The organism is Taklimakanibacter albus (genome assembly GCF_016595235.1).
Lineage (GTDB): Bacteria > Pseudomonadota > Alphaproteobacteria > Rhizobiales > Aestuariivirgaceae > Taklimakanibacter > Taklimakanibacter albus.
The window spans coordinates 1,061,173-1,075,092 of the sequence record NZ_JAENHL010000008.1 but is presented as its reverse complement, the minus strand read 5'-3'; the positions used below and the strand labels follow the sequence as shown (position 1 = coordinate 1,075,092).

Below are 13,920 nucleotides of genomic sequence, written 5' to 3'. Positions count from 1 at the left end.
TTCCATGCAGCGCATCGACATTCAGACCCGCGACGGAACCTGTCCCAGCTATGTTTACCGTCCGGATGGTATCGGCCCTTGGCCGGCAGTACTCGTTTTCATGGATGGCGTCGGAATCCGTCCCGCCATGCTTGAGATCGGCGAGCGGCTCGCCGCTTACGGCTATTTCGTCCTGCTGCCGGATCTCTATTACCGCTCCGGCCCTTATGCGCCGATGAATCCGCACACCGTCTTTTCGGTCCCCGAGGAACGCAAGGTGCTGATGGAGAAATTTTTCTCGCTGGCGACGCCCGCCAATATCATGTCCGACACCAGCGCCTTTCTCGACTTCCTCGCGCATGAGCCGGATGCGAAAAAGGGCCGGATCGGCACGACCGGTTATTGTCTCGGCGGGCTCCTGTCTTTGACTGCCGCCGGTACTTATCCCGATCGTATCGCCGCCGCGGCGTCCTATCACGGCGGCCGGCTCGCCACCGACGCACCCGACAGCCCGCATCTTCTGGCTCCGAAAATCAAGGCGCGCGTCTATGTCGCCGGCGCCATCGAGGACGGATCCTTTCCCGACGAGATGAAGGCACGCCTCGACAAGGCCTTGACCGAAGCAGGCGTCGACCATCTGATCGAGACCTATCCCGCCAAGCACGGCTGGGTGCTCAGCGACACGCCGGTCTATGACGAAGCCGCCGCCCAACGCCACTGGCGGACGGTGACGCAACTTTACGCGGAGACGCTAGCCTGAGTTCACACCGCCAGCTCGACCCGGTTCCGCCCTTGTGACTTGGCGAGATAGAGCGCCTTGTCGGCGCGCCGCAGTGTTTCGGTGAAGTTCCGGTCATCGGCATTGTACAATGCGACACCGATGGAGATGGTGAGCGGCACCATGTCGTCGCCGATGCTGAACATGTCCTGCTCCACCGCCAGGCGCAGCCGTTCGGCGGTCGCCTCGGCGCCGGCGGGCTGCAGGTCGCCGAGCAACACCACAAATTCCTCGCCGCCGGAGCGGGCGATGAAGTCGCCCTTGCGCGTCTCGACCTTCAGGCGGAAGGCGACATGGATGAGCGCATTGTCGCCGTCCGCATGGCCATATGTGTCGTTGATGGCCTTGAACCTGTCGATGTCGAGAACCGCCACCGCGAAGCCCGGGCCCTGACCCGCGGCTTTGGCGAAACACTCATTGCCGGCATCGGTCAAGGTGCGCCGGTTGGGCAGGCCGGTCAGATGGTCGGTCGAGGCGGCATGCTCCCATTGCCGGCGGATGCGGTCGGAGCACATCAGGGCGAAAGCCGTCGTGCCGATGACCGGGAGCAGGGTCATGAATATCGGCGTCGCGAGATTGAGCCAATGCGCGTTACCGGTGATGCTGAAGTCCGGCGCGATCCTGAGTTGCGCATAATAGAGCGCGCGCGCCGCGGTGAATGCCAGCACCGCGACGAAGATCGAAAGCAGCATCTTGCGGCTGAGCGCCCATTCGGGATGGAGCTTGGTGGTGAGGGTCATCACCGACGCCACCATCAGCCAAAGCCATGCCGCCGATATGATCAGGATCCGGACTTCCGTATTGGGATGAAAGGCCGAGAACCAGAAGACGCCGAGAATGGCGAGGCCCGCCGGCAGCAGAAGCAGGGGCTTGTGGCGCATCCCGAAGAATTTCTGCAGCGACCAGAGATAGGCGGTGAGCCCCAGCAGGAACAGCCCATTTGCGAGGACGACCGTCACGGGCATCGGCAGGACGGTCGGAAAGGCGAAGATCGTGCAGCCCAGCGCGATCAGCAGCGTGCCGGTCTGCCAGCTTTTCGCCGAAGGCCTGAGTGTTGCCGGGAGATCGCGGTGGATGAGGCCCAGAACACCGCCATTGGCATACATGATCAGCGAGATGGTGATGAAGACGGTACTGGGGTCCATTCTCGCTGAAAGGCCTCTGGAATTTCCTGTGGTGGCGCGGGCGGTCCGTGCACAGCCCATATCCGAAAATCCTCCCCGCTGTCACCTGTTGCGCGGCGCGCGCCAGCCTTGCAACCGCTTGCGGCATCAGGCTGGAGATGATATCCGGCGCCCTGAAAACAAGTTTGCCGATAGACCGGAGACTGCAATGGAAGGCGCCAAGTCAGCAGCCAAGTAAGCCGCAACGACGATTGAATGTTGTTGCGGCGTCTGTCTCGGTCATCATTAAAATTTTAGACGCATCAGACCGAAAAGTGCGAAGCGGTTTTCGGGCCATCTGATGTGCAGACGCATCGGACCGAAAAGTGCGAAGCGGTTTTCGGATCATCTGATGTGCAGACGCATCGGACCGAAAAGTGCGAAGCGGTTTTCGGATCATCTGATGCGCAGATTAATGTGAACCAGAGCGCCGCCAAATCCTTTTTGCGCGGAGTTTCTGCTCGTGTCTTCTCCTGTTCACCAGAACTGGGCCTACGCCCTGCCGGCCGCTTTGCTGCTGCTGGCGCCCTTCAACATCCTGGCCTCGCTCGCCATGGACATCTATCTGCCCGTCGTCCCCGCGATGCCGGGCATTCTCGCCACCACGCCTGCGGTGATCCAGCTCACTTTGAGCCTCTATATGATCCTGCTCGGCGTAGGCCAGATCGCCTTTGGGCCACTCTCCGACCGGATCGGGCGGCGTCCCGTGCTGCTCGGCGGGGCGCTGCTCTTCGCGTCGTCGTCTTTGCTTCTCGCCGCCACCAGCTCGGCCCCGTTCTTTCTCGGTCTGCGTGTCACGCAGGCGATCGGCGCCTCGGCGATGCTGGTAGGGCTGTTCGCCACGGTGCGCGATGCCTATGCCGATCGGCCGGAAAGTGTGGTGATCTACGGCTATTTGAATGCCATGCTGGCTTTCGTTCCCGCTCTGGGGCCGGTGCTCGGCGCTCTGATCGCCGAGTGGTTCGGCTGGCGGGGACTCTTCATCGCCTTGGGAGCCCCCGCGATGATCGCCGTGGCATGGGCCTCGATGCGTTGGCCGGAGACCGCGCCGTTGCAGGCGACGAAACGGAAGGGCGTTTTACGGCGCATCGTGCGGAGCGGCGCCTTCTGGGCCTATACGCTGGCCTTCAGCGCCGCGATGGGGTCGTTCTTCGTCTTCTTCTCGACCGCGCCGCGTTTCCTCATCATGCGGGCCGGCCTCAGCGAATTCGCCTTCAGCCTGGCCTTCGCGACGGCGGCCCTGGTGATGATCGCGGCCACACGCTTCGTGTCAGTGGCTGTGAAGAAATGGGGTGTCGACGGCTGCGCCCGCCGGGGAATGGCATTGCTGCTTCTGGGCTCGGCGCTTCTCGTTCTCGGTGAACTCTTCCTGTCGCCCTCCTTCTGGAGCTTCATGCCGCCGATGTGGATCATCGCCCTCGGCATCGTGATGACGGCTTCGGTCACGGCGGATGGCGCACTGGCCGAGTTTGGCGACGTCGCCGGAACGGCGGTGGCCCTCTATTTCTGCATCCAGAGCCTGATCGTCGGCCTCGTGGGCACCGCGGCGGTGGTGCTGCTGAAGGGTGACACGGCCTGGCCGCTTGCGGTCTACGCGGCCGGCATGGCGCTGGCGACACTTGCGGCTCTGCGGCGGCGGTGATGAGAGACCGCTCCCGCCGCCGCGCAGGAGCTCAGCTGAGTTCCTGGGCAAGTCCGATGAGAAGCCCTTCGGGTCCCCGGATGTAGCAGAGCCGATACGCGTTCTTGTACTGGACGACATCGCCGACGACCTGCGCGCCGCGTTTGCGGAGCCTTGCAAGCGTCTCGTCGATGTCGTCCACGGTGAACATGACGCGCAGGTAGCCTAGGGCGTTGACCGGGGCGTTCCGGTGATCGGCGACGACAGGCGGCCTGAGGAAACGGGAGAGCTCGAGCTGGCTGTGGCCGTCCGGTGTGCGCATCATGGCAATCTCGACATGCTGATCGCCCAGTCCAGTGACTCGTCCGGCCCATTCTTCCTCGATCGTGGCCCGCCCTTCGAGCTCGAGGCCGAGCTCGCGAAAGAAATCAATCGCCCCTGCGAGGTCTTCGACGACGATTCCGACATTGTCCATCCGCTTGAGCGCCATGTTTCCAATCTCCAAAGGGGCGTTCCAATCTACAGACTGTAGTCTGGCACAACAACGGGCCCAGATTCTCCAAGGCTGCTGTCAAATTCTGACATCAGATGAGATAGTGTCTGTTGTCGTTGAAGGAACGCGGGGACAGATGGCGGAAGAGCTCAAGCATATTCTGGGCGAAGCGGCGATTCGCGCGCTGGCCGGCGAAATCAAGCGCGTTCTTCCGGCCTTTCGTTCAGGCCCCTTCGTCAAAGCGTGTCTCACGGGGCTGGACGATCTCGCCCTCGTTGCGCGCGCCTGGCAGATTGCCGATGCGCTCGATGCCCATCTGCCGCGTCCTTTCGCCACCGCAGTCGACATTCTGCTGGCCTCGCTCGGACCTAAGTCGGACGCGGAGACGGGCCTATCGCCTCTGCGCTACATGCCGCATCTGTGTTTCGTGCAGAAATACGGGATAGATGACTTCGAAACGGCGATGCGCGCCCAATATGAGCTCACGCAATGGTTCTCCGCCGAATTCAGTATCCGGGCCTATCTGACGAAATATCCGGAAGCCACCTATGCGCGTCTTCTCGACTGGACGCGCGACGGCAATGTCCATATCCGCCGTCTGGCCTCGGAGGGAACACGGCCGCGGCTGCCCTGGGCGTCGCGCCTGCCGGCCTTTCAGGCTGATCCGCGCCCGGTGATCGCCGTGCTCGAGCGCCTGAAGGACGATCCCGAACGGTATGTCCAGCGTTCCGTCGCCAACAATCTGAACGATATCGGCAAGGATCATCCCGATCTTCTCGTCGACCTTTGCCGGCAATGGCTGGTCGGCGCCGCGCCGGACCGGCAATGGATCGTGCAGCATGCGCTGCGTTCGCTGGTGAAGAGCGGCCATGCGGGCGCACTGGCGTTACTGGGCGTTGGCGCGAGGCCGGATATCCGCATCGCCGATGTGACGCTGGCGCCTGGCCGCGTGAAAGTCGGCGACAAACTGCGTTTCTCCTTCACCATCGCCAGCACGGGCAAGGGACCGCAGGATCTGCTCATCGACTATGCCGTGCATTTCGTGAAGGCGAATGGCGACACACGTCCGAAAGTGTTCAAGTTGCGCCGCATCGAATTGCCGCCCGCTGCCGAGCTGCCCCTGACGAGCACAATCTCCTTCGCCGATATGACGACCCGGAAACATTATCCGGGCCGTCACCGCATCGATCTGCTGGTCAATGGCGTCGCTCATCCGCTGACCGAGTTCGATGTCCGGTCGGGGCGGTAGCCCGCCTGACGATGCGTCGATTGACTATCCCTTGACGTCTATCCCTGACGCGCCGGCCCGCCTTTCCCATCTATAGAGGACGTCTGGCTCACGCTCTTCATTTTCGCTGCCATCGGTCTTCTTCGTCGCCACGAAGCCTTTCGCTTCATAGAAACGACGCGCACGGGCATTCCGTTGGAATGTCCAGAGCTCCAGTTCATCCGATTGCGACATCGCCACAGCGAGCAGGGCGCTGCCGGCGCCCCGTCCTTGACAGTCCGGCAGCACATAGAGCTGTTCGATCATGCCCGGCCGGAAGGCGATGATGCCGATGAGGTCCTGAGCGATGGCGCCCCATATCTGGCAGCTCGGATAGAGGATCTCACGAAAGAAATATCGATCCTCGTCGGGCGTGTGGAGGCCGCTCAGCCAGGGATATTGGGCATCAAAGGATAGCCGCAGGACTCGTGCGGCCTGATCCATCTCCGTTTCGGCCAGACGCCGAACGGTGATTGCCGCAGATGCTGGTTTGCTCATGGCAACGATTGGAGCGCATTTGCCGGCCCGGGTCTAGGGCAGGACTTCCCTGCAGAGAACCGCGAGAACATCGCAGAGCACTTGCGCGCCAGCCGCGACATGCTGCGGTTCAGCCCACTCGCTTTCATCATGACTGACGCCGTCGCGGCAGGGAATGAAGATCATTGCGCTCGGGCAGAGCGGTGCCATCTGGCGCGCGTCGTGTCCGGCATAGGAAAGGACCGGCATCGCCGGGAAACCCCGCTGCCCGGCACTTCGGGCGATCAGTTCCTGCAGGCCTGCGTCGAAATCATTGGACGCCGCGGAGACCAGCGGGGTCACGTTGGCGTTACAGGGCTTGGCCGCCGCGATGCAGATCCGCTCGACGAACTCCCCGCATCTGTCCAGAACCGCATTATCGGGGTGGCGAAGGTCGATGCGGAAGCGCACCCGCTCCGGCACGATCGAGGGCGCATTGGGCTCGACCAGCAACTGGCCGACAGTGAACTTGATGTGATCGTGGCGGCCTATTTGCGCCTGGAGCCGTGACATGACTTCGGCAAAGGCGACGACGGCGTCACGTCTGTCACGCATCGAGAGCGTGCCGGCATGACCCTTGGTCCCTTCGATCTTGACCTCATAGGTTTTCTTGCCCTGAATGCCGGTGACGATGCCGATCGTCATTTCTGCCTGTTCGAGCAGCGTGTGCTGCTCAATATGCGGCTCGATATAAGCGAAGAGCGGAAAGCCGAGCGGACGCCTCGCGAGATTAGGAAAAGCGGCCAGTTGCCGGTCGATCTCGGCGCCGGTGCTGATGCCCTTCGCGTCCTTCACGGCATGGATCGTCTCGATCGGGCGCACGCCGGCAAAGGCTTCCGATCCCATCATGCCGGGTGCGAAACGCGAGCCTTCCTCATTCATCCAGGCGACGACGATGATGTCGCGTTCGGGCCTCAAACCCGCTGCGGCAAGTGTGATCACCGCTTCGAGCGCCGCCATGACGCCGAAGGCGCCGTCGAACTTGCCACCGGTCGGCTGGCTGTCGAGATGGCTGCCCGCCATCAGGGGCGGGAGCGTTCGGTCGCGGCCTTCCCAGACGAGGAACAGATTGGCGGCCGGATCTGTTTGCGCGACGAGGCCGGCTTTGTGTGCCCAGTCGATGACGAGACGCCACGCCTCTGTTTCTCCCTCGCTCAGCGCCTGCCGGTCGACGCCGCCTTTCGGCGTGGCGCCGATCTCCGCCAGGCGCATCAGCCTGTTCCACAGACGGTCGGCATCGATCGACGGGGCGGCCATGTCAGTCCGTCCGCATGATCTGGCTCGGCATGGCGCGCGGATCACGCTTCTGCCATTTGCCGGCTTCCACTTGCGCGAAGAATTCGGCGAGGAGCGCGTTGAACCAGGCCGGTTCCTCGAGATTGAGCGTATGCCCGGTCTTGGGGAACACCGAGAGGCCGCAGGCCGGGATGGTCTTCTTGAGGAAGATGCCGGGCTGCAGGCAATGATCGTCCTCATCGCCGGCGATCACCAGCGTCGGCACGTCCATGGCCTTGAGCTGGTCCTCGAGATCGTAGAAGGAAGGCCTTCGCGCCTGGACGCCCCGCATCGTCATCGCCGCGCCGGTATCGGAATGGGTGGCGAGGCGGTCGGCGAATTCACGCCAGCCACGCGGGTCCTTGTTCTGATACTGCACCCGGCTGGCACCGAGCGCATAGACCTTGGAGAATTCCTTGGCTCCCTTGGTCTCGAAATTACGCGCCACTTCGAGCGAGACGGTACGGAAATACTCCTCGAATTCCTTTTCGCAGCCATAACCGGCGCCGGCGACCGTGAGCGACAGCGCCCGCTCCGGCGCCATCAGCCCGAAATGCACGGTAGTGAAGCCGCCCATCGACAGGCCGACGATGTGAGCCTTGTCGATGCCGAGTCCGTCCAGCACCGCCAGCGCATCCTCGACCGCGATCTTCTGCGAATAGGCCTCGACTGAAGAGGGAATGTCGGAGGGCGCATAGCCCCGCGCTGCATAAGTAATGCAGCGATAGCGGCGGGCGAAGAAGCGCATCTGCGGCTCCCAGCTCTGATGGTTGCCGCCGAATTCATGGATGAACAGAACCGGCTTGCCGTCACCGGCCTCCTCGAGATGGAGGTTCAGGCCGTCTTTCGTCTTGATCAGCATGGAACCTCCTCAGAATTGCGCATCGACGTCGTTGAGCGTCCGGGCAGTGGCGACGAGCGCCGGCAGCTTGGCGCACAACGTGTCGACCCATTCGGGTGGCACGGTGGTGCTGACCTTGATGAACCGGTCGCCGAAACGTTCGGTGTGATAGGTGCCCTGGCGGATCATGATGCCTTCGCGTTTGGCCGCCGCGACCAGAGCCTCCGGCCGCACACCGGCGGCGAGTGTCTCGATCACCAGGAAATTGCCATGCGAGGGGGAGACCGGAACCGTGAATCCTTGCGCTTCCACCGCACTTTTGAGCTTGTCTTGGTTCGCCTTGTTGATCCGGCGAACCTCCCCCATCCATTCCTTCTTGACCGTGAGGCCGGCGATCGCGGCGCGCTGCGCGATCACGCTGCCGCCGAGCACGCCGGTCGAGAAGGAGGCGATCTCCGCCGCAAGCTCAGGCTTGGCCACGAAAGCGCCGATACGCAGGCCCGCAAGCCCCAGCCATTTGGAGAAGCTCATCGACAAAACGACATTGTCGGTCGAGACATTGAGCGCCGGATAGTGGCCATCGGCGAAATCGCGATAGGTGCAGTCATGGACGAGGAGGGCGCCATGCCGCTGGGCGATCTTCACGAAAGCCTCGATCTCGGTTTTGGAATAGCAGATGCCGAGCGGGTTGTTCGGATCGACGATATAGATGATCGCGGTCCGCGCATCGACGGCCTCCTCCAGCGCTTCCGGCGTCAGTCTGTACTGCGTGGCGGCATCATAGATCGGCAGCTCGATGACTTCGGCACCCTGCTGGCGGGCGAACAGGCCCGGCCATTTCCAGGTCGGATCGGTGGTGACGAGCGTCTTGCCCGGCCGGCAACGGGCGCGGCAGATCGTGGCGAGCGCATTGACGCCGCCCTCGGTGACGACCGCCTCGACGCCGGTGAGGCCCAGATCGGTGACGATCGCCTGGCGCAGGCTCTCGAAGCCGAGCGGCGGCGCATAGGCGTTGAATTCGAGGGCGGTGATGGAATCGATCATCGCCTGCTTCACCGCCGGATGGGCCGGGATGTGGTTGGTGTTCTGGCCCATCCACAGGAGCCCTTCGGTCGCAAAGAGCTCGTCGAAATATTTGTTGCGGCTGTTGAGAGTGCTCATCGTACAAATTCGCCTTCAGATGACCGAGCCACGCGATGCGATGCCGCCGTCGATCGTGACGATGGCGCCGGTGATGTAGCCGGCCCGCGGCGAAGACAGGAACGCGCAGAGATCGGCCACTTCCTCGGCGGTAGCCGGGCGCTTGCCCGGATATTTGTCGAACAGCTCTTCCCAGCGGCCTTCATCGCCCAGCATGTCGGTCGCCTTGCGTTTCATGATCTTGAGCATGCGGTCGGTGGCGACTGGGCCTGGATTGACGCCGACGACGCGAATGCCGTCATTGAGGCTGGCACCGCCGAGCGCCTTGGTGAAGGACATCAGCGCCGCATTGCCGGTGCTGCCGGCGATATAGCTCGCATCCCAGTTCTCACCGGAATTGCCGATGACATTGAGGATGACGCCGTCCTTGCCCTTCATCTTCTTGTAGAAAGCGCGGGCGAGGGTGATGTAGCCGAACACCTTGAGGTCGAAACCCTTGCGCCAGGCCTCGTCATCGACGATTTCGAGCGAACCCGCCGGAATGTCGCCGGCGTTGTTGATGAGGATGTCGATCTCGCCGGCATCCTTGGCGAGCTTCTCCATCGCTTCGGTGCTCGACAGATCGAGCGCATGCACCGTGACTGACACTTTGTGCGTCGCCTCGATCTCTTTTTTTGCCGCCAGCATCGCTTCGCCATTGCGGGCGGCGAGATGCAGGTGGCAGCCTTCCTTGGCCATGACATGCGCGAGCGCCAGGCCGATGCCTTTCGATGCGCCGGTGATGAGGGCGGTTTTGCCGGTGAGGTCGAGATTCATATGTGTACTCCAATAGGCAGTTGCTCTGCCCTGTTTGCGTTCGATGTTCAGGTGTCGAGCACGGCGATGAGTTTTTCGGCGAAGCGATCCGTGTCCGCCTTCTTGATGACGCGGCAGTTGGGCTTGCCCGCGGGCCACAATTTGTCGATCTTGGCCTGCTCCTCGTCGAGCGGCACGCAGATGCTGGAATAAGCGCGTGTCAGCTCACTGCCCGTCTCGACATCGACCAGGCAGTCGGCGGCTTCGAGAATGAGGCTTTCGTCGATGGCACAGGCGCAGGTGAGTGAATCGGGATGGGTGCTGAGGGGCGAGCCGTAACGCACCTTGGTACGTTTGAACGGCGCCTGGCTCACCGTCATGAAAAAGCGCGACAGCGGCGTATTCATCGCCTCGATGCGGGCCAGCGCTTCCTGCGGCAGGATCCCGGAATTCATCGTCAGCGTCCAGGTCGACAAAGTCTGGCGGAAGCCGGCATTGATCACCATCTTCGCGGCCTCTGGATCGACATAGAAATTGAACTCGGAAGCGGGCGTGGTGTTGCCGAGCGAATTGTCGGTGCCGCCCATGATCCACAAATGCCGGAGCGCCTTCACGATGCGCGGCTCCTTGGCATAGGCCGTCGCGATATTGGTGAGCGGCGCCTGCGCCAATATGTCGATCTCGCCCGGATTGGACATTACGAGATCGATGATCGCGTCGACCGCATGTTTTGATTCCGGCCGCTGCTTCGCTTTCGGGAAATGCGCGTCGCTCATGCCGTCGACGCCGAAGAATTCGGTGGCATCGACCTCTTTGCGCAGCAAGGGCAACGGACAGCCTTGATAGACCGGTACCTTGTCCGAATAGCCTGCCACTTCCAGCGTATAGAGTGCGTTTTCGGTCTGCTGGCTGAAATCCACATTGCCGTTGCAGATGGTGATCGCCTCGAGCGTGACGCCCGGTGTCTTGAGCGCAAGCAGGATCGAGAAGGCGTCGTCGCCTGCGGTGTCGGTATCGATAATCAGTCTCATGTCAGCCTCAGTTGTGTCGCGCCAGCCAGTGGTCGGCGAAGGAAGAAGGGGTAAGACTTGCGGGCAGGCCGAGCGCCGCCGAAAGCCTGAGTGTGTCGGGTGGCTCGACGCTTGCCGCCGCCATCGCCGGGGCATCGCTGAAGAAATCGACCGGCGCCATATCGGCTGAGAGCCGGCCTTCCGACAAAGCGATGATGCGGCTGGCGAGCCGGGCGACGAATTCCATGTCATGGCAGACGATTATGATGCAGCGCCCCGCCGCCTGTTCCTCACGGATGATCTCTTCGAGCAGGTTCTTGCCGCGCTGATCCAGGCCGCGCTGCGGCTCATCGAGAAGCAGGGCCGGTGGCTGCGAGGCGAGCACCGAGGCGAGCGCCACGAAGCGGCGCTGTGCCTGGTCGAGATCGAGCGGATGTTTGCCGGCGAAGTCGGTGAGACGTGTTCGTGCGAGCGCGCGGACCACACGCTCCTCGCGCTGCTGTGGCGTGAGCGGCAGGTTGTTGGGGCCGAAGGCCACCTCGTCGCGCACCGTGGCGTTGAAGATCTGCTGTTCCGGCGTCTGGAAGACAGTGCCGATTGAATGCGAGATGATATGGGGCGGCGTGTCTCGGGTGTTCTTACCGGCGATGACGACCGCCCCCTGTGTCGGTTTGCGTAGGCCGTTGAGCAGCCTGAGCAGCGTGCTCTTGCCGGCGCCATTGCGCCCGACCAGCGCCAGGATCTCACCACCTTCAGAGCGGAAGCTCACCTCACGCAGCACCGGCGTCGCCGCGCTGTAATGGAACGCGACCTGATCAACCGTGAGCATGGCTGACCTCCTTGAACAGGGCTTCCGCCTGGCCATAGGTGAGGGGCAAAGGCTTGCCTTCGGGCCAGCGTCCGGCGGCGCGGATCGCCAGTGCCGCTTCCGTCACCGCCGGCGCGCCGAAGACTTCGAGCGTGCGCGGATGGGCGAGGATCGCTTGCGCGTCACTGTCGGCGACGATGCGGCCTTCATCGAGCAGTAGGAAGCGGCGGGCGATGGCGAGCGCCGGCTTGAGCGCCATGTCGCACAGGATGACGGTCAGGTCTTCCGGCAGCTGATTGATCTGGTTCAGGAGCTTCTCGCGTGATTCAGGATCGAAATTGCCGGTCGGCTCGTCGAGCACGAGGGCCTTGGGCTGCATCACCAGGGCGGCCGCGATCGACAGGCGTTGCTGCTCGCCGCCCGACAGCGTGAAGGGATCGCGCTCCACGAGATGGCGCAGATTGCAGGTGTCGAGCGCCCAGTCGGCCCGTTTGCGGATCTCAGCCTCTTCGAGGCCGAGATTGCCGGGGCCGAAGACGAGTTCGTCATAGACGGTGAAAGCGAAGCCCGAGATCTGCTGCGACGGGATCTGGCCGACGAACTGGATCGTCTCCGCGCGTTTGAGCGCGTCCCAGTCTGACCACGGCTTGCCTTCGGCATGAAGGGTTCCGCTGCGCGCCGTCATGCCCGGCCGGGGAAGGCTGCCGGCGATCCATTGCGCCAGGGTCGTCTTGCCCGAGCCATTGCCGCCAAGAATGGCGATGCGTTCGCCATGCGCGATGGAGAGGCTCACGCCGTCGAGGACAGGGGCTGCCTTGCCATAGCCGAAAACGAGATTGTCGATATCGATCAGAGCCACAGCAGCACTCCGATCTGAAGCGGGATGGCGATGAGAAGCGCGCGGCGCAGCCAGCGTTCATAGGGCCGGTCGACCGGCGCATCGAGCACGACGCGGAAGGGGCGGGCGCGGAAGGCGCGGCCGTCGAGCACTGTGGCGCGGTGATCGAGATCGGAAAGCGCGAGCGTGACCAGTGGAATGAGAAGGGCCGGGAAAGCTTTCACGCGGGCCTTCCAGCTGCCGGTGAGATCGAGGCCGCGGGCCTGCTGCGCATCGCGGATGGCGCGGGCGCGGGCGGAAAAGGGCTCGAGCAGAAGGAGTGGACTGGCGATCAGATAGGCGATGCCCGGCGGAACGCCGTGGCTGTCGAGGGCCTTGAGCAGGTTGGCGGGATGTGTGGTGGTGACGAAGAGCATGGAAGCGGCAAGCAAAGCGGCGACCCGGACGAGGATCTTCAACATGTACTGGGCACCCTCGGGGCTGAAGGAAATCCACTCATGCTGGATCGTGTCGTGGCGCTCGATGAGGACGCCATGGATGACGAACAGGAAGATCGCGAAGGGGCCGAGTGTCAGGATCAGCCTTTTGATGAAGGCCTTTCCGGCGCCCGCGAGGACGCCGAAAAGGAAGGTGGCGACGAAAATCGTGGCCATGCCGCCGGGGGGGAGCATGAACGTTGTCGCCGCGAGCCAGAGAAGCCCCACGAGCTTGGTCAGCGGATTCATCCGGTGGATGAAACTATTGCCCGGCACATAAAGCAGAGCCGTGCCCGTTTGTGAGCTTCCCTGGGTTATCATGTGAGATCAGCTCGCCGAGTGCTGATAGAACGGGAAGCTGGCCGTGAAGCGGTTCGGCATCCGGCTGGCGATGACCCAGGCGATCACGCAGGTGAGAATCTTGTCTGCGAGGTTCGTCGTGAGATTGGCGATCGCCACGGATTTGAGCAGCTCCTGACCGACCGAGACCAGGAATGTCGTGGCGAAGTCGGTGCCCGCACCCGTCACGCCGCCGAACATGTAGACGATGATCGGAATGGCGACGAGCGTGCTGATGATGCCGATGACGATGCCGGAGACGACCGTCATGCCGATATTGCGGAACCAGCCGAGTTTGGCCAGGTAGCCGGCGAGGAGGCCGATGACCAGCGACACCGGGAAGAAGGCCATGGCGGTCGGATCCGACACCAGGCCCCAGATGACATTGGTGAGCACGCCGGTAACGGCGCCCGCCAGCGGGCCGGCGAGAATGGCGACGAGCACGGTGCCCACCGCATCGACATAAAGCGGCAGTTTCACCCAGACGGCGATCTGCCCGACGACAATATTGATGACGATGGCGATCGCCATCAGCACCAATGTACGCGTATCAAATTTCATCTCAGTTCCCTCCTTGTTGT

At 62.8% G+C, this 13,920-nt stretch carries 15 protein-coding genes; 3 read left to right on the top strand and 12 right to left on the bottom strand.

Annotation, left to right across the window (positions count from 1 at the left end; translation table 11 throughout):
* Positions 1-4 precede the first annotated feature (4 nt).
* Positions 5-739 (top strand): dienelactone hydrolase family protein, encoded by a 735-nt coding sequence (locus JHL16_RS28100; RefSeq protein ID WP_200188197.1) that lies wholly within the window; start codon positions 5-7, stop codon positions 737-739.
* 2 nt (positions 740-741) lie between these two features.
* On the opposite strand, the gene JHL16_RS28095 is transcribed toward JHL16_RS28100, so the two are convergent.
* Positions 742-1,902: a GGDEF domain-containing protein gene (locus tag JHL16_RS28095; protein ID WP_200188196.1), complete on the bottom strand. Its 1,161-nt coding sequence runs from the start codon at positions 1,900-1,902 to the stop codon at positions 742-744.
* Between the two features lie 481 nt (positions 1,903-2,383).
* Between JHL16_RS28095 and cml the strand changes: the two genes are divergently transcribed.
* Positions 2,384-3,562 carry a CmlA/FloR family chloramphenicol efflux MFS transporter gene (gene cml / locus JHL16_RS28090; protein ID WP_200188195.1) on the top strand — a complete coding sequence of 393 codons (1,179 nt, stop codon included), beginning with the start codon at positions 2,384-2,386 and terminating at the stop codon, positions 3,560-3,562.
* A 31-nt stretch (positions 3,563-3,593) separates the two neighbouring features.
* On the opposite strand, the gene JHL16_RS28085 is transcribed toward cml, so the two are convergent.
* A complete protein-coding gene (locus tag JHL16_RS28085) occupies positions 3,594-4,031 on the bottom strand; it encodes a VOC family protein (protein WP_200188194.1) in 438 nt (145 codons plus the stop codon).
* A gap of 106 nt (positions 4,032-4,137) precedes the next feature.
* On the opposite strand from JHL16_RS28085, the gene JHL16_RS28080 reads away from it, so the two are divergent.
* Positions 4,138-5,283, top strand: a complete 1,146-nt coding sequence (locus JHL16_RS28080) for a DNA alkylation repair protein (RefSeq protein WP_210346099.1) — start codon at positions 4,138-4,140, stop codon at positions 5,281-5,283.
* Positions 5,284-5,307: 24 nt separating this feature from the next.
* On the opposite strand, the gene JHL16_RS28075 is transcribed toward JHL16_RS28080, so the two are convergent.
* From JHL16_RS28075 to JHL16_RS28030, 10 genes are all read right to left on the bottom strand, one after another.
* Positions 5,308-5,745, bottom strand: a complete 438-nt coding sequence (locus JHL16_RS28075; RefSeq protein WP_246771190.1) for a GNAT family N-acetyltransferase — start codon at positions 5,743-5,745, stop codon at positions 5,308-5,310.
* A gap of 87 nt (positions 5,746-5,832) precedes the next feature.
* Positions 5,833-7,074 carry a Zn-dependent hydrolase gene (locus JHL16_RS28070; protein WP_200188191.1) on the bottom strand — a complete coding sequence of 414 codons (1,242 nt, stop codon included), beginning with the start codon at positions 7,072-7,074 and terminating at the stop codon, positions 5,833-5,835.
* A 1-nt stretch (position 7,075) separates the two neighbouring features.
* Positions 7,076-7,954 carry an alpha/beta fold hydrolase gene (locus tag JHL16_RS28065; RefSeq protein WP_200188190.1) on the bottom strand — a complete coding sequence of 293 codons (879 nt, stop codon included), beginning with the start codon at positions 7,952-7,954 and terminating at the stop codon, positions 7,076-7,078.
* A gap of 9 nt (positions 7,955-7,963) precedes the next feature.
* Positions 7,964-9,094 carry a pyridoxal phosphate-dependent aminotransferase gene (locus JHL16_RS28060; RefSeq protein ID WP_200188189.1) on the bottom strand — a complete coding sequence of 377 codons (1,131 nt, stop codon included), beginning with the start codon at positions 9,092-9,094 and terminating at the stop codon, positions 7,964-7,966.
* A 15-nt stretch (positions 9,095-9,109) separates the two neighbouring features.
* On the bottom strand, positions 9,110-9,889 hold the full coding sequence (locus JHL16_RS28055; RefSeq protein ID WP_200188188.1) for an SDR family oxidoreductase: 780 nt from the start codon (positions 9,887-9,889) through the stop codon (positions 9,110-9,112).
* 47 nt (positions 9,890-9,936) lie between these two features.
* Entirely contained in the window at positions 9,937-10,899 is a 963-nt protein-coding gene (locus JHL16_RS28050; protein ID WP_200188187.1) for a nucleoside hydrolase, read from the bottom strand.
* 7 nt (positions 10,900-10,906) lie between these two features.
* Positions 10,907-11,707 carry an energy-coupling factor ABC transporter ATP-binding protein gene (locus tag JHL16_RS28045; protein WP_200188186.1) on the bottom strand — a complete coding sequence of 267 codons (801 nt, stop codon included), beginning with the start codon at positions 11,705-11,707 and terminating at the stop codon, positions 10,907-10,909.
* Positions 11,694-12,545: an ATP-binding cassette domain-containing protein gene (locus tag JHL16_RS28040; RefSeq protein WP_200188185.1), complete on the bottom strand. Its 852-nt coding sequence runs from the start codon at positions 12,543-12,545 to the stop codon at positions 11,694-11,696. Before JHL16_RS28040 ends, JHL16_RS28045 begins: the two co-directional genes overlap by 14 nt.
* Positions 12,536-13,321 carry an energy-coupling factor transporter transmembrane component T family protein gene (locus JHL16_RS28035; RefSeq protein ID WP_200188184.1) on the bottom strand — a complete coding sequence of 262 codons (786 nt, stop codon included), beginning with the start codon at positions 13,319-13,321 and terminating at the stop codon, positions 12,536-12,538. The genes JHL16_RS28040 and JHL16_RS28035 overlap by 10 nt, the downstream gene beginning before the upstream one ends.
* 6 nt (positions 13,322-13,327) lie before the next feature.
* Positions 13,328-13,900 (bottom strand): ECF transporter S component, encoded by a 573-nt coding sequence (locus tag JHL16_RS28030; RefSeq protein WP_200188183.1) that lies wholly within the window; start codon positions 13,898-13,900, stop codon positions 13,328-13,330.
* Between the last annotated feature and the right edge of the window lie 20 nt (positions 13,901-13,920).

What these genes read in the sequence shown, in the direction of transcription:
- JHL16_RS28100 (WP_200188197.1), top strand. Translation starts at nt 5, where the DNA reads ATGCAGCGCATCGACATTCAGACCCGCGACGGAACCTGTCCCAGCTAT.
- JHL16_RS28095 (WP_200188196.1), bottom strand. Translation starts at nt 1,902, where the DNA reads ATGGACCCCAGTACCGTCTTCATCACCATCTCGCTGATCATGTATGCC.
- JHL16_RS28085 (WP_200188194.1), bottom strand. Translation starts at nt 4,031, where the DNA reads ATGGCGCTCAAGCGGATGGACAATGTCGGAATCGTCGTCGAAGACCTC.
- JHL16_RS28075 (WP_246771190.1), bottom strand. Translation starts at nt 5,745, where the DNA reads ATGGATCAGGCCGCACGAGTCCTGCGGCTATCCTTTGATGCCCAATAT.
- JHL16_RS28070 (WP_200188191.1), bottom strand. Translation starts at nt 7,074, where the DNA reads ATGGCCGCCCCGTCGATCGATGCCGACCGTCTGTGGAACAGGCTGATG.
- JHL16_RS28065 (WP_200188190.1), bottom strand. Translation starts at nt 7,954, where the DNA reads ATGCTGATCAAGACGAAAGACGGCCTGAACCTCCATCTCGAGGAGGCC.
- JHL16_RS28060 (WP_200188189.1), bottom strand. Translation starts at nt 9,094, where the DNA reads ATGAGCACTCTCAACAGCCGCAACAAATATTTCGACGAGCTCTTTGCG.
- JHL16_RS28055 (WP_200188188.1), bottom strand. Translation starts at nt 9,889, where the DNA reads ATGAATCTCGACCTCACCGGCAAAACCGCCCTCATCACCGGCGCATCG.
- JHL16_RS28050 (WP_200188187.1), bottom strand. Translation starts at nt 10,899, where the DNA reads ATGAGACTGATTATCGATACCGACACCGCAGGCGACGACGCCTTCTCG.
- JHL16_RS28045 (WP_200188186.1), bottom strand. Translation starts at nt 11,707, where the DNA reads ATGCTCACGGTTGATCAGGTCGCGTTCCATTACAGCGCGGCGACGCCG.
- JHL16_RS28035 (WP_200188184.1), bottom strand. Translation starts at nt 13,321, where the DNA reads ATGATAACCCAGGGAAGCTCACAAACGGGCACGGCTCTGCTTTATGTG.
- JHL16_RS28030 (WP_200188183.1), bottom strand. Translation starts at nt 13,900, where the DNA reads ATGAAATTTGATACGCGTACATTGGTGCTGATGGCGATCGCCATCGTC.